Source organism: Streptomyces sp. NPDC052301 (assembly GCF_044593395.1).
Taxonomy (GTDB): Bacteria; Actinomycetota; Actinomycetes; order Streptomycetales; family Streptomycetaceae; genus Streptomyces.
In genome coordinates this window covers 144,367-158,266 of record NZ_JBIUBE010000016.1, presented here as the reverse complement: position 1 = coordinate 158,266, position 13,900 = coordinate 144,367, and the positions used below count along the sequence as shown (strand labels likewise).

At 71.9% G+C, this 13,900-nt stretch carries 13 protein-coding genes and 1 riboswitch; of the genes, 5 read left to right on the top strand and 8 right to left on the bottom strand.

Features of this window, described 5'->3' with window-relative positions; translation table 11 throughout:
* Positions 1–643: 643 nt before the first annotated feature.
* The gene (locus tag ACIHEJ_RS34355; RefSeq protein ID WP_400141493.1) at positions 644–1,699 is read right to left on the bottom strand and encodes a hypothetical protein; all 1,056 of its coding nucleotides are present in this window, start codon (positions 1,697–1,699) and stop codon (positions 644–646) included.
* Positions 1,700–1,893: 194 nt separating this feature from the next.
* Between ACIHEJ_RS34355 and ACIHEJ_RS34350 the strand changes: the two genes are divergently transcribed.
* On the top strand, positions 1,894–2,487 hold the full coding sequence (locus tag ACIHEJ_RS34350; RefSeq protein WP_400141491.1) for a flavodoxin family protein: 594 nt from the start codon (positions 1,894–1,896) through the stop codon (positions 2,485–2,487).
* Between the two features lie 55 nt (positions 2,488–2,542).
* Here the strand turns inward: ACIHEJ_RS34350 and ACIHEJ_RS34345 are convergent, their stop codons facing one another.
* The 4 genes from ACIHEJ_RS34345 to ACIHEJ_RS34330 form a co-directional block, all read right to left on the bottom strand.
* The gene (locus ACIHEJ_RS34345) at positions 2,543–3,433 is read right to left on the bottom strand and encodes an ABC transporter permease (RefSeq protein ID WP_400141490.1); all 891 of its coding nucleotides are present in this window, start codon (positions 3,431–3,433) and stop codon (positions 2,543–2,545) included.
* Positions 3,420–4,394 (bottom strand): ABC transporter ATP-binding protein, encoded by a 975-nt coding sequence (locus tag ACIHEJ_RS34340; protein ID WP_400141488.1) that lies wholly within the window; start codon positions 4,392–4,394, stop codon positions 3,420–3,422. Before ACIHEJ_RS34340 ends, ACIHEJ_RS34345 begins: the two co-directional genes overlap by 14 nt.
* A 61-nt stretch (positions 4,395–4,455) precedes the next feature.
* Complete coding sequence (locus tag ACIHEJ_RS34335) at positions 4,456–5,655, bottom strand: outer membrane lipoprotein carrier protein LolA (protein ID WP_400141487.1); 1,200 nt, start codon at positions 5,653–5,655, stop codon at positions 4,456–4,458.
* Between the two features lie 244 nt (positions 5,656–5,899).
* Positions 5,900–6,910, bottom strand: a complete 1,011-nt coding sequence (locus tag ACIHEJ_RS34330; protein WP_400141485.1) for a polyprenyl synthetase family protein — start codon at positions 6,908–6,910, stop codon at positions 5,900–5,902.
* A gap of 651 nt (positions 6,911–7,561) precedes the next feature.
* Positions 7,562–7,736: riboswitch (cyclic di-AMP (ydaO/yuaA leader) on the top strand.
* 5 nt (positions 7,737–7,741) lie between these two features.
* Between ACIHEJ_RS34330 and ACIHEJ_RS34325 the strand changes: the two genes are divergently transcribed.
* Positions 7,742–8,230, top strand: coding sequence for a transglycosylase SLT domain-containing protein (locus tag ACIHEJ_RS34325; RefSeq protein ID WP_400141483.1), 489 nt, complete (start codon positions 7,742–7,744; stop codon positions 8,228–8,230).
* A 66-nt stretch (positions 8,231–8,296) separates the two neighbouring features.
* Here the strand turns inward: ACIHEJ_RS34325 and ACIHEJ_RS34320 are convergent, their stop codons facing one another.
* The 3 genes from ACIHEJ_RS34320 to ACIHEJ_RS34310 all read right to left on the bottom strand — a co-directional run bounded on the left by ACIHEJ_RS34320 (position 8,297) and on the right by ACIHEJ_RS34310 (position 11,836).
* A complete protein-coding gene (locus ACIHEJ_RS34320; protein ID WP_400141481.1) occupies positions 8,297–9,109 on the bottom strand; it encodes an HAD family hydrolase in 813 nt (270 codons plus the stop codon).
* A gap of 234 nt (positions 9,110–9,343) precedes the next feature.
* Positions 9,344–10,546, bottom strand: coding sequence for an FAD-dependent oxidoreductase (locus ACIHEJ_RS34315; protein ID WP_400141479.1), 1,203 nt, complete (start codon positions 10,544–10,546; stop codon positions 9,344–9,346).
* Between the two features lie 45 nt (positions 10,547–10,591).
* On the bottom strand, positions 10,592–11,836 hold the full coding sequence (locus ACIHEJ_RS34310; RefSeq protein WP_400141578.1) for an ATP-grasp domain-containing protein: 1,245 nt from the start codon (positions 11,834–11,836) through the stop codon (positions 10,592–10,594).
* Positions 11,837–12,094: 258 nt separating this feature from the next.
* On the opposite strand from ACIHEJ_RS34310, the gene fahA reads away from it, so the two are divergent.
* From fahA to ACIHEJ_RS34295, 3 genes are all read left to right on the top strand, one after another.
* On the top strand, positions 12,095–13,312 hold the full coding sequence (gene fahA, locus ACIHEJ_RS34305) for a fumarylacetoacetase (RefSeq protein ID WP_400141477.1): 1,218 nt from the start codon (positions 12,095–12,097) through the stop codon (positions 13,310–13,312).
* A gap of 107 nt (positions 13,313–13,419) precedes the next feature.
* Positions 13,420–13,560 (top strand): hypothetical protein, encoded by a 141-nt coding sequence (locus ACIHEJ_RS34300; protein WP_400141476.1) that lies wholly within the window; start codon positions 13,420–13,422, stop codon positions 13,558–13,560.
* Positions 13,557–13,900 (top strand): GntR family transcriptional regulator (locus tag ACIHEJ_RS34295; RefSeq protein ID WP_400141577.1); only part of this gene is annotated, 344 nt, incomplete at its 3' end. The genes ACIHEJ_RS34300 and ACIHEJ_RS34295, both read left to right, overlap by 4 nt.

The window sequence follows — 13,900 nt, the reverse complement described above, 5'->3', positions numbered from 1 at the left end:
CCGACTCCCCACTGGCCCCCCGTCAGGCGGGCCGACGACCAACCGAACTCTAAAGTTGTACTGTGATTTAAAGGTAATCACAGATGCATCGCTGTACGCAAGATCAATAAAAGCGGCACACGTCACCCCCACGAGGCAGGTGACGTCCGTTCAAAGGCGCCGCAGGCCACTGTCGTTGGGTGACTGGCTCGGGATCACCCCTGGCCGTCTCGGACGGGCGAGGGCGTGGGCCGGCAGGGCGGCGGGGCGTGAGGACCGCGGCGTCGCGGCATCCACGAGGAGCCGCCGGAGGGCGCGCCGGATGCGGTGCGGCGGGCGGCGACGGCGACGGCGACGGCGACGGCGAGCAGTCAGGCGGATCCGGAGAGGGTCAGGACCGCGCTCCAGGGTTGCCCGGCGCGGGCATCGCACACTGCCTTCCAGGGCCGTCGCACGCAGCCTTCCGGGCGTCGCAGCAGCCTTCCGGGCGTCGCACACAGCCTTCGGGACGTCGCAGCAGCCTTCTGGGCGTCACGCACGGCTTTCCGGCGTCGCCCGCGGCGTCGCGGGCGACGAGGGCGGCGGCGTCGGAACAGACGGCACCGGCAGTCCACCGGACAGGTCGGAGCGGGCGCCGGTCATGTCCGGCGCCCGCTCGCAGTGTTCAGGACTGTGCGGCGCGGGCCGCCCTGTCGGCCAGGCGGACCATGCGGGCGCGGGCCGACTCCAGGGGCCGCGTCTCCTCGGCGGCGGGGCCCGGCTCGGCGCTGAGGCCCGTCCACAGGTCGATCAGGTCGCGGCCCAGCCGCAGGCCCTCCTCCGGGTCGCGCACCGCGCGCCAGGCGGTCGCCGCGCTCTGCACGTTGCCGTAGGCGGCCTCCGTGTCCCGGGCCTGCCGGCGCAGTGCGGCGAGATCCAGGGACAGCCTGCAGGCGCGCACCGGGTCGCCCGCCAAGTAGGCGATGTAGGCGGTCAGTTCCCGCAGGTGCAGCACCTCGGCGTGGTCGGGGCCCAGCACGGCGGACGCCTCGGTGACCGTACGGTCGGCGAGTTCGGCCGCCGCCTCGATCCGGCCCGCCCGCACGTCCTCGTTGATGCGTGTCAGCGGCCCGGTGAGCAACTCGGCCCCCTCCGCGGTCTCGGTCACGGGTTCGTCCCCGAGCACCTCCTCGGCCACGGCGTCGAAGCCTCGCGGCGGGGTGGGGGTGGAGGTGGAGGCGGGGACGGGCGCGTCCATGACGGGCTCGGGGGCGGGCGCCGCCGCTTCGGTGACGGGCGCGGGCACGCGCGCGTGGGCGACGGGCCCGCACGCCTCCGCGGCAGGCGCAGGCAAGGGCGCGGGCGCGGGTACCTCCATGACCGGTGCGGGCCCGAACTGCCCCGTCGGCGCCTGCACCGCCGTGGAGGACACGGGCTCCTCGCGCCGAGGCACCCGTACCGCCTCGCCCGTCACCCGGCTGGAGCCGTCCGCGCAGACCTCCAGCGGTACGACGCAGCCCGCGCGGTCGTCGCGGATGGTGGCCCGTATGGGGGCACCGAGGCTGATGGCCAGGCGCTGCAGGTGGTTCAGCACGGCCTGCTGGATCTCCTCTCCGGGAGCCGCCACGACCGACGCCCCGCCCACCGACGCGCCTCCCGCGCCGAACACCCTGACGGCGACCGTCGCCGGATGCGCCGCGGGCTGCTGCACCCGCTTCTTCTCGAAGCTGAGTCGAGACATCGCTGTTTCCTCACTCCCCGGCGTCGCGATCCGGTCGTACGCGTCCTGCCAACCAGTCTGTCGGCTCGTCCCGCTCTGTGCGTCACCGTGACGTCACAGCCTCGCACCAGCCGCACCCTGGCCAAAATTGCTTGCGTATGCATAAGATGCACATGCCTTTATTCGCGGTACGACATCGCCACCTTGGGGGACCCATGAGCCGCCGCTTCCTCTTCGTCCTGGGCAGCTCCCGTCCGGACGGCAACACCGAACTGCTGGCCCGCAGGGCCGCCGAGCAGCTGCCCGGCGATGTCGAACAGCACTGGATCCGCCTCGCCGAGCACCCGCTGCCCGACTTCACGGACCAGCGGCACGACAGCGACCACGCCCGGCCGTCCTCGGACACCACCCCCGGCCTGCTGCTGGACGCCACGCTCGCGGCCACGGACATCGTGATCGCCTCCCCGCTGTACTGGTACTCCGTGTCCGGCCAGACCAAGCGCTACCTGGACCACTGGTCCGGCTGGCTGCGCACCCCCGGGCTCGGCTTCCGGGAGACCCTGGCCGGCCGCACCCTGTGGGGCATCGCCGCGCTGGCGGACGACGAGCCGTCGGTCGCCGACCCGTACGTCGGCACGCTCAACAACTCGGCCGCCTACATGAGGATGCGCTTCGGCGGGGTCCTGCTGGGCAACGGCAGCGCACCCGGGGACGTACTGAAGGACACCGACGCGCTCACGCGCGCGAAGACGTTCTTCGCCCAGGATGCGTCCCTCGCACGCTTCCCGTACGAGACCGCTGCCCGCTAGGGCCTGTCTGACGATGCGCGTGGCAGGCGCGAATCGTCAGATTAGGCCCTAGGGCCTACGCGCTGATGTCCTTCGCCGTGAACCGCGCCCAGGCCGCCGAGCCGAACACCGCCGCGTACAGCGCCTGGAGTCCGACGTTCTTCATCAGGTCGTCCCAGTAGACCGGGTCGCGCATCAGGTCGGCGAAGGACAGCCAGTAGTGCGAGAAGAGGTACGGCTGCAGCGCGTGCAGCTGGGGTATCTGGTCGAGGATCTGGACCGTGATGACCAGGCCGACGGTGGTCGCCATCGCCGCTATGCCGCTGTTGGTGAGGGTCGACACGAACAGGCCGAGGGCCGCCACGCCGACCAGTGAGGCGGCCACGGCCAGGGCGATCAGCAGGGCTCTGCCGAGTCCGTCGGTGAAACCGATCCGGGTGCCGGAGATCGTCATCACATCGCCGAGCGGGAAGAGCAGCGCGCCGACGATCAGCGCCGACACCGCGACGACCAGGGTGGCCAGCAGACAGAAGGCCAGCACGGTCGCGTACTTGGTGAGCAGCAGCCGGGTGCGGCCGGCCGGTGCGACCAGCAGATAGCGCAGGGTGCCGGCGCCCGCCTCGCCCGCGATCGCGTCGCCCGCGACGACGCCGACGGCCATCGGCAGGAAGAACGGCAGCGTCGCCGCCAGCGCCGTGAACACGAGGAACAGGCCGTTGTTGGTGATCTGCGAGATGAACGCGGGGCCCTGTCCGCTGTGGTCCGCCGTCCCGCCGCCCCGTGTCTGGATCTTCACCGCGATCCCGATCAGCACCGGCACCGCGGCCAGCACCCCGAGGAGGGCGAGCGTGCGCCAGCGGCGGACGGTGGTGACCAGCTCGCTGCGCAGCAGTCCGAAGGTCCACAGGGGGCTCGGGCGGCCGGCACGCGGTGCGGGCGGTGCCTGGAGCGTCTCAGCCCGCGACATCGAAGCCCTCCCCCGTCAGTGCCACGAACGCGTCCTCCAAGGAGGCCCGTTCGAGCGTGAAACCCCGCACGCGTACGCCTGCCGCGACCAGGGCCGCGTTCACCTCGGCGAGGTCCCGCGCGGGCGGTTCGCCGGTGACGCGGTCGCCGTCGGCGGTGACGTCCCCGATGCCCTGCTCCTTGAGCACCCCGGCCGCCTCCGCCGTGTCCGGGGTGGTCACCACCAGCCGGCCGCGCGCCCCGGCCGCGAGGTCGGCCACCGCGCCCTGGACGACGAGCCGGCCCTGGGCCATGACCGCCGCATGGGTGCACACCTGCTCGATCTCGTCGAGGAGGTGCGAGGAGAGGAAGACGGTGGTGCCGTCGGCGGCCAGTTCCCGGATCAGGGTACGGATCTCCCGCATGCCCTGCGGGTCGAGACCGTTGGTCGGCTCGTCCAGGACCAGCAGTCTGCGCGGCTGGAGCAGCGCGGCGGCCAGGCCCAGGCGTTGCTTCATGCCGAGCGAGTACGCCCTCGCCTTCTTGCCGGCGGCGGCCGCGAGGCCCACCCGGTCCAGTGCGGCGGCGACCCGGGCACGCCGGGTGCGGGGGTCGGCGGTCGGGTCGGCGGCGTCGTAGCGCAGCAGGTTGTCCCGGCCGGAGAGGAAGCCGTACAGGGCGGGGCCCTCGATGAGCGCACCGACCTGCGGGAGGACCGCGCGGGCCGACCGGGGCATGGGCCGGCCCAGCACGTGGGCCGTGCCCGCGGTCGGCTCGATCAGGCCCATCAGCATGCGGATGGTGGTGGTCTTGCCGGAGCCGTTCGGACCGAGGAAGCCGAAGACGCTGCCCGCCGGGACGGTCAGGTCGAGACCGTCCACGGCGAGGTGTCCGCCCCGGTAGCGCTTGGTGAGGCCGCGCGTGGCGATGACGCCGTCCCGCGCCCGGCCCGGGTCCCGCTCCGTGGCGGACGGTCCGGCCATCGGCTCCCCCCTCGTGTCCTCGCGTCCCGGAAGGGGCGCGTCCGGTCGTGCCCGAAAGGGCCTACTTGGCCGTGTTCGCCGCCTTCACCAGGGCGTCCTTGGTGACCGCGCCGACGTAGACCTTGCCGTCGTCGGTCATCAGGGCGTTGACCAGGCGGGTGGAGAAGACCGTGCCCTTGCCGAACTTCCCGGAGACGTGGTCACCGAGCGAGCCGAGGAATCCACCCAGGTCACCGGCCTTGGAGCCGCTGGGCATGCCGCCCTTGGCGCCGGTGTCGAAGGTGGCGACGGACGTCCAGCCCTTGCCGAGGACGGTGCCCCCGCCCAGGCCCTCGGCGAAGTCCCCGCCGGACGCGGGCGCGTGCCTGCGCTCCTTGGGCTGCCGCTCGTCCTCGGTGACCTTCGCACCCTTGGGCGGGGTGAAGCGGAAGGCGGAGGCATCCGGCTTGGCGAAGGAGACCTGGGTGAAGCCCGCGTCGACCACGGCGGCGCCGCCGCTCTTCGGGGTCAGGGTGAACTTCAGCGGCATGCCCGTCTTCGCGTCCACGGCGATGCTGATCGCGCCGACCGTGGTGCCGGACTGCCGGGGCTTGACGAGCAGCTTGTAGGCGTCGCGCCCGGCGACCTGCTCGGTGCCGTCGACGGTGACGGACGTGGTGTCGTCCACCGACTTCAGCGCCTCGTCGGCGAAGTCCTTGGGCGTGGCCGGGGGCTCGGCCCTGTGGTCCTTGCCGGAGTCGGCCGCCGTGCTGTGGTGGACCTCGTTGCTCTTGCTGTCGTAGCCCCAGACGTCCTTGCCGTCATGGATGACGCTGTACTCGGAACCCTGCTCCAGCAGCGACAGCTTCTGCTTCTCCGGGCCGTCGGCGGCCACGCGCAGGGTGTGCATACCGGAGACCAGCTCGGTGAGCTTGGCCTGCGGGTCGGCGGAGGAGCCGTCGCCGGATCCCTTGGCCGCTCCGGAGACCAGACCGCTCTCCAGGCCGCCGAGGTCGGGCAGGCCGAGGTCGGTGCTGATCTTCACCGTGCCGGACAGCTGCTGCACGTCCGACTTGGCGATCTTGTTGATGAGCTGCTGCGCGGTGATCCTGGGCAGGTCGGGGTCACCCGAGTCGGCGAGCGCCGGGACCAGCCCGATCGTGACCGCCGCAACCCCCACCACCGCGACGGGGACGGCGTACCGGGCGGCCTTGCGCCGGCCGGAGCGCAGGTCCTCGTCCCGCGCGACGCCCGCTGTGTCGTCGGATTCGTACGGTGCCATGTGTGCCTTACCTCCGTCGTCGGCGGCGGCTGTCCTCACGCTGGTCCACCTGAGCCGCCATTCTCACCCGAATCGGTGAGGAGTGGTGATTTCCGTGGTTTCCATCTCACCAAATCGGCCATGAGGAAGCGTCAGACCTCGGAGCCAACTCCGTGTACGACTGCGGTATGACACGTAGGGGCGGCGACTCCCCCGACCCGTAGGGGTCGGGCGGGACGATGCCCCGTCCTGCCGGTTCCGGTGGTCAGCCGGCGCGGTGCACCACCGCGTCGCACAGCTCCAGCAGCGCCGCCTTGGCGTCGCACTCCCGCAGCGGGGCCAGCACGGCCCGCGCCTCCTCCGCGTACCGGACGGTGTCCCGGCGGGCCTGCTCCAGCGCGGGGTGGTCGCGCAACGCCGCCAGCGCCCGGGCGTGCCGGGCGTCGTCGCTGAGGTCGGAGTCCAGCAGCTCGCACAGCTCGATGTCCTCGGGCAGCCCCAGCCGGGCCGCCCGCTCGCGCAGCCGGAGCACGGGCAGGGTCGGGATGCCCTCGCGCAGGTCGGTGCCCGGGGTCTTGCCGGACTCGTGGGAGTCGGAGGCGATGTCCAGGACGTCGTCGGCGAGCTGGAAGGCGACCCCGAGCCGCTCACCGTACTGGGTGAGCACGTCGACGACCGTCTCGTCGGCGCCGGACATCATCGCGCCGAACCGGCACGACACCGCCACCAGCGAACCCGTCTTGCCACCGAGCACGTCCAGGTAGTGCTCGACCGGGTCACGGCCGTCCGAGGGACCCGCGGTCTCCAGGATCTGGCCGGTGACCAGCCGCTCGAACGCGAGGGCCTGCACCCGGACCGCCTCGGGGCCGAGGTCGGCGAGGATCTGGGAGGCGCGGGCGAAGAGGAAGTCACCGGTGAGGACCGCGACGGAGTTGCCCCAGCGGGTGTTGGCGCTGTCCACGCCGCGCCGCACGGCAGCCTCGTCCATGACGTCGTCGTGGTACAGCGTGGCGAGGTGGGTCAGCTCCACGACCACGGCCGACGGGACGACGCCCGGCGCGTAGGGGTCGCCGAACTGCGCCGCGAGCATCACGAGCAGCGGCCGGAACCGCTTCCCGCCGGCCCGTACGAGGTGCTGCGCGGCCTCCGTGATGAACGGGACCTCGCTCTTGGTGGCCTCGAGCAAGCCTTCCTCGACAGCCGCCAATCCGGCCTGGACATCGGCTTCCAGAGCCTGGTCCCGCACGCTCAGCCCGAACGGCCCGACGACGGTCACGAGGGGTCTCCTGTCTGCTGGTGTCTGCTGGCGATTACGCGGTTTGTCGATAGGTCGCTGCCCTCACTCAAGTCAGCGTATCCGGTCCTGTTTCGATCACCGATAGCGCCCACCGGTCCAGCCTGGGCGGTATCGGATCATGACCGTTATGTTTGCGATCGGATGGTAAGAACGGACATTTATCGACTTAACCCCACCCCATCCGCTTTGTCGCGTACCGGGGAGGCGAGCGGAGTAACGCGCACGCCACCCTCCGCACGGCCGAGACCACCGCCATGACGGCCGCCGCGACGACAGACATGACGACGGGCACCCCGCCAGGACAACGACGGGCACCTCGTCATGGGTTCCACCGCCGCCCGAACCGAGCGCAAATCGCCCGAATCCACCATGTCCGATTTGACGCATTTCGTTATTCCGTGAGTTGGGTCACGTGCTTCCGCCGGCGCCCCCGACCCCGCACCGCGACCCCTCCCTCCTTGCCCGGTCGGCGAGTTGAGGCTTGGCAAACGCAAAGGATCAAGTACCCCATACGGCACAGACCAAGGTCAAATGGGGCGTTGTGTGGATCCGCGACTTGTTCCGGACATGTGCTCTCGCATACGTTCCGGGCCGTCGGGCGGAACGCCGAATCCTGCCGCCGCCCGCATACCCATCCACGAACTCATTCCTACGGCAGGAGCGGGGGACCCAGGTAAGCGCCGGACCGGACGGCACACGTCGCGCCGGAACGGCTAGGGGTGAAGCCGTGCCTTCCCGGAAGGCACGGCCGGGCACCTCCCCGCCCGAACCCGACAGCTCACCTCGCAGGCGACGGAGAGGAACTTCCCCATGCCTGCTGCCGCTCAGCACCGCCGTGCCTGGCACAACCGCTTCACCCGCACCCTCGTCGTCGCCGGCACCGGTGCCGCCGTCCTCGCCCTGCCGCTCATCGGTGCGACCAGCGCCTCCGCCGCCACCCCGGCCGCCACGACGGTCTCCACCACCCCGGCCGGGTACCCGAACAACCTGGACGGCTGGATCCGCGAGTCCCTCGCGATCATGGCGGAGAAGGGCATCCCGGGCTCCTACAACGGCATCTACCGCAACATCATCCGGGAGTCCTCGGGCAACCCGAACGCCATCAACCTCTGGGACTCCAACGCCGCCAAGGGCATCCCGTCCAAGGGTCTGCTCCAGGTCATCGACCCGACGTTCAACGCGTACCACGTGGCCGGAACGTCGTTCAACATCTACGACCCGGTCGCGAACATCACCGCCGCCTGCAACTACGCGGCCGCCCGGTACGGGTCGATCGACAACGTGTTCGGCGCCTACTGACCGGCGGCGGCGCCGTCCGAACCGGTGCCGCCGGGCGATGGCCACAGGCTCCTACTGATATCCCGGTCAGTCGGTCGGGAACAGTCTTTCGAGGACGACGGCGATGCCGTCGTCCTCGTTCGACGAGGTGACCTCGTCGGCCACCGCCTTGAGTTCGGGGTGGGCGTTGGCCATGGCGACCCCGTGTCCGGCCCAGTCGAACATCGGGATGTCGTTGGGCATGTCGCCGAAGGCCAGCGCCCGACCGGGAGCGATGCCCAGCCGCTCGGCGGCCAGCGCCAGCCCGGTCGCCTTGGTCACCCCGCACGGCTGGAGTTCCACGGTTCCCGGCCCCGACATGGTGACCGTCGCCAGCGATCCCACCACCGCGCGCGCGAGGGTCGCCAGTGCGTCGTCGGACAGCGTGGCGTGGCGCAGCAGCACCTTGCTGATGGGCGCGCGCCACAGGTCGTCGCGCCGCCCGACCCGCACCGCCGGCAGGGTCGGGTGCGGCATCCGGTACCCGGGCTCGATGAGCGTCAGCCCGTCCACGCCGTCCTGGTCGACGGCCGCGTAGACCTGCCCCACCTCGGCCTCGATCTTGCCGAGCGCGGTCTCGGCCAGCTCCCGGTCCAGCCGCACCGACCAGAGCAGACGGTCGGTCGCGGCGTCGTAGACCTGTGCGCCCTGCCCGCACACCGCGAGCCCCCGGCAGCCGAGGCCGGCCAGCAGGGGTCGTACCCGCGGGGCCGGGCGGCCCGTCACCACCAGGTGGCGTGCACCGGCCCGCGCCACCCGCGCGAGCGCCGCGAGGGACCGTTCGGAGACGGTGTCGTCGCGGCGCAGCAGCGTCCCGTCCAGGTCGGTGGCGATCAGTGCGTACGCGGGGGTGGGTGCCATGATCAGAGAATACGGACACGCTGCCTGGCCGACTCACCTGTGATCGCGCGTACTTGTGTGCTGCCCGGCCCCAAGTGGTGCCCGGCTGCTCCCTGATGGGGGAGTCGGAGCGCGCGGACGCTCCTCGCCGTGGCGGCCGGCCGGCTGCAGCGCGGCGTGCAGGGCCGCCGTACGGGCGTGCACGCGCGCGCTGCGACCGTCGTTCCGGTCTTCCCCGGACGGTTCCGACCGTCGTCAGCCGTGGGCCGCCGCCAGGTGTTTCGCCAGGCGCGGGGAGGCGAATTCCGTGCCGCAGACGAAGCGCATCACCGGGCCGTACGACGACGCCGCCGGGAGGCCGGTGAAGTACAGGCCGGGGACGGAGGAGACGTAACCGGGGCCGAGCTTCGGGGCGCCGCGGCTCACCTCGAGGCGGGTGCGCAGTTCGTGGCCGAGGAAGTCCATCGCCGCGATGTCGACGCGGTAGCCGGTGGCGGCGATGACGTGGTCGGCGGTGAGCCGCTCGCTGCGGCCGCCGTGCGTGCGGACGGTGAGGACGGGGCTGCCGTCCGGCGCCTCGGCGCCCACGACGCGGGCGACGTCGTCGACCTGCACGCTGCTCTGGAACCGCTCGCGCAGCCACCATGCGCCGAGCGGGCCGAGGACCCGGCGGACCAGGTAGTGGCGGGTCGGCTCGGGCAGGTAGCGGTAGGGGTGCGGGTAGTAGCTGAGCGCCCACAGCGACCATGCGCGGCCGAACGGGGACTCCGGACGCAGCTTCGGCTGGTCCCAGGGCGGTGCGCCGAAGGCGACCCGGCCGCGCCCGCGCGCGACCACGCGCACGCGTGCACCCGCCTCGGCGGCGAGCGCCGCCGTCTCCAGCGCGGACTGGCCCGCGCCGATCACGATCAGCTCCTTGCCGGCGAAGCGGCTCAGGTCGTGGTGCTGGGAGCTGTGCGACACCGGGCCGGCCGGGGCCGGTCCACCGGCCGCCGCGCCCGCCAGCTCCGCCGGGAGGTGGGCCAGTCCCGACAGGCCGGTGGCGACGACGACCGCGCGCGCGGTGAACAGTTCCCCGGAGTCCAGTTTGAGTTCGAAGCCGCCGCTCTTGTCGCGGTCGACGGAGACGACCCGGACCCGCTCCAGGTCGGGGAGCAGTTTCTGCTGGAACCACTCGCCGTAGCCGATGAAGGTCTCCACCGGGATGATGTCCTCGTCGGTGACCAGGCGACGGATCCCGGCCGCGTCGCAGTAGTCGGCGAGGGTGTGGCCGGACTGCGGGCAGTCGAGGTTCGAGGCGACGGGCGTCGACTTCAGGAGCATGCCCATGGGCATGTGGTCGCGCCAGCTGACCATGGGGTCACCGAAGACGCGGACGGGGATGCCGCGCGCCCGCAGATGGGCGGCGGTGGACAGGCCGAACGGCCCGGCCCCGATGACTGCAACCGGTCGAATCACGAAGTCCCTCCCCAGGACACGGTGCGCCACTCTGCGTGGCCTTGCCTACTTCGTGGAGGTGCTGCCGCCGCGGCGGTTGGTCCGCCACAGCTGATAGAGGTGCTTCGCGCCCGGGCGCACGAAGCGGGCGAGCATCGTGAGGAACGGCAGCGGGTCGTCGCCCGCGAGCCAGGCCAGCTCCGTCCCGCTCGCCTTCGGTGGCGCGTGCGGCGTCGTGTAGCCGCTGCGGCGGTAGGCGAGGAGGGCGGGGAGGTCGATGTTCTCCACGATGTAACGGTGGCCGGCGCGCTGTTCCCCCTCCGGTACGGCGCGGCCGGTCAGGTTCAGGTGCATGGCGCGGACGACGTCCACCCCCGACTCGTTCTCGAAGAGCCGGAACTGGGCGCCCATGCGCGGGTTGAAGTCGAGGAGCTTGTACTGTCCGTCGCGCCGGTCGAAGCGCAGGTCGAGGTCGATGATGCCGCTGAAGCCGATCTGTTTGATGAAACGGACGGCGAGGTCGGCGAGTTCCGGGTTGTCGACGACGTACGCGTTCGCCGTCATGCCCGCGTGCGGCGGCCAGGAGCGCACCTTGACGCCGGTGAACAGCGCGAGCGGGCCGGAGTCGGCGTCGAAGCAGGCGTGCACGATCCAGTCCTCGGCCTCCTCGCGCGGCAGGTACTCCTGGAGGATGACGCCCGGTTCCTCGCCCCAGTCGCGGGCGAGGGTGAGCAGGCCCTCGCGGGTGGCGATCCTGGTGGTGCCGTTCACGGCGGGATGTCTGCGCCGGACGAACGCCTCGCGGTTCTTGGCCACCACCGGGAAACGGGCCGTGTCGGCGAAGGCGACGATCTCGTCGTACGACTGCGGGAACGCCGCCGCGGGGCTCGCGACGCCGTGCTCCGCGCACAGCTCGTGCAGCCCCTGTTTGCTGGCGAGGCGGCGGGGCAGGACCGGGTCCACGCGCGGGAAGAGGAAGGATCCGGCCAGCGCGTCCTGGTGCTCGGCGATCAGGACGGCGGCCTCCTCGTCCGTCGGGATGAGGACGGTCGGGCGGCCGATACGGCGGCCGATGCGCAGCAGTCCCTCGACCAGGTGGCCCGGGTCCTCCGCGCCGGTCGTCGGCCACACGAAGGCCTTCTTCAGATAGCGCGAGGAAGCCGCGGGCGTGTACGCGTCCTCCGTGATGGCGTACATGGGCACGCCCAGGCGGCCCAGGCTGCGGATCGCGCCGACACCGCCGTGGTGCAGCGGATAGTCGCCGAACTTGACGATCATTCCTGGTACGTCACGGTCCGCCTCGAACGGCACACCGACGGCGTTTCCGGCCACGGGTCCCCCCACGTGTCCCCCCAAACGGTACGGACCCACCCCGTCCGCGTCCCAAAGGACGCTAAGCCGGAATTGCCCCCTCCGACAAGGCTTATTCGGACATTGCGAACTCTTTAGACACCGCACGGCAACCCCGCGGGGACACTGCCCAAGACACGCGTCCCGGCCGTAACGTGTGGCCCGACCACATGGAACACAGCGCCATGCATGGCCCGGATGAGAGTGAGGCAGTACCCCATGCCCCCCTTCGACGTCCCCGAGGGCGACCCCTTCGGCCCGCACAACCTTCCCTATGGCGTGTTCTCGCCGTCCGGCAGCACGGAGCGGAGGGTCGGCGTCCGGCTCGGAGACCAGGTCCTCGACGCGGGCGCCACCGCCGCCGCGCTCGGCTCGCCGTACCACGCGCTGCTCGCCCGCCCCACCCTCAACCCGCTGCTGGCGGCCGGCCGCGCGACCTGGTCCGAGGTGCGGCGCGCCGTCACGTCGTGGGTCACGGATCCCACGCACCGCGAGGCGGTCGAGCCGCTGTTCCACCCCCTGTCCGAGGTGACCCTGCACCTGCCTTTCGAAGTGGCGGACTACGTCGACTTCTACGCCTCGGAGAACCACGCCCGGAACGTCGGCCGGATCTTCCGCCCGGACGCGGAGGACTCCCTCACGCCCAACTGGAAACACCTGCCGATCGGTTACCACGGCCGCTCCGGCACGGTCGTCGTCTCGGGCACGGACGTCGTACGGCCGTCCGGGCAGCGCAAGGGCCCCGGCGACCCGGCCCCCGTCTTCGGCCCGTCGATCCGGCTGGACATCGAGGCGGAGGTCGGCTTCGTCGTGGGCGTGCCGTCCGCACAGGGCAGCCCGGTCGCGCTCGCCGACTTCCGCGACCACGTCTTCGGACTCTGCCTGCTCAACGACTGGTCCGCGCGGGACGTGCAGGCCTGGGAGTACGTGCCTCTCGGCCCCTTCCTCGGCAAGTCGTTCGCGACCTCCGTGTCGGCGTGGATCACCCCGCTGGAAGCGCTCGAGCACGCGCGCGTGGCGCCACCGGAGCGCACCCACCCCCTGCTGCCCTACCTGGACGACGCGGCGCCCGGGATCGAGCCCGGCGGCTACGACCTGCGGATCTCCGTCGCGATCAACGGCCATGTGGTCTCCGAGCCGCCGTTCTCGACGATGTACTGGACCGCCGCCCAGCAGCTCGCCCACATGACGGTGAACGGCGCGTCCCTGCGCACCGGCGACCTCTACGGGTCGGGCACGGTCAGCGGCCCTGAGGAACGCCAGCGGGGCTCCCTGCTGGAGCTGACCTGGAACGGCCGCGACCCTCTCGAGCTCCCGGACGGCAAGCGCGCGTTCCTCGAGGACGGGGACGTGGTGACGCTGTCGGCGTGGGCGCCCGGTGCGAACGGCGGCCGTGTCGGGCTGGGCGAGGTCAGCGGACGCGTCGTGTCGGGCTGACCGGCGACTTGTAGCAAGGAGTCGGCACAAGGCTCGCGGGACGATCATCTTGGACTCGCCGCTTGATACAGGCGGCGAGTCCAAGCACGCGTCTCACGGGGTTTGTCATGACCGAGACCGAACTGCCCCCACCGGATCCGGCGGGTACGACGGTTCCCCCCTCCCGCGCGCCGCTGGACCGCTACGCCCGCTGGACCGGCCTGCTCGTCGGCGCACTCGCCGCGGACGCGCGGACTTCTCAGGGGTGACCGCCGGTGAGCGGACAGCCCTCCGGGTCGACACGACCAGCCCCGTGCCGCCCTACGAACGGATCCGTGCCCAGCTGGCCGCCCTGATCACCAGCGGACGGCTGGCGGAGGGCGAACGGCTGCCGAGGGTACGACCACCGGCCGCCGACCTCGGCCTGGCGGCAGGCACCGTCGCCCGCGCCTACCGCGAACCGGAGACGGCGTCCCTGATCCCCCGGGGGGGGGGGGGGGGGGGGGGGGGGGGGGGCGCGGCCCGCCCCCCCCCCCCCCCCCCCCGACCGGACCGACCGAAGGAGTCACCATGCCCCGCTACCTGTCCCTCGTGCGCATCGACGAGTCC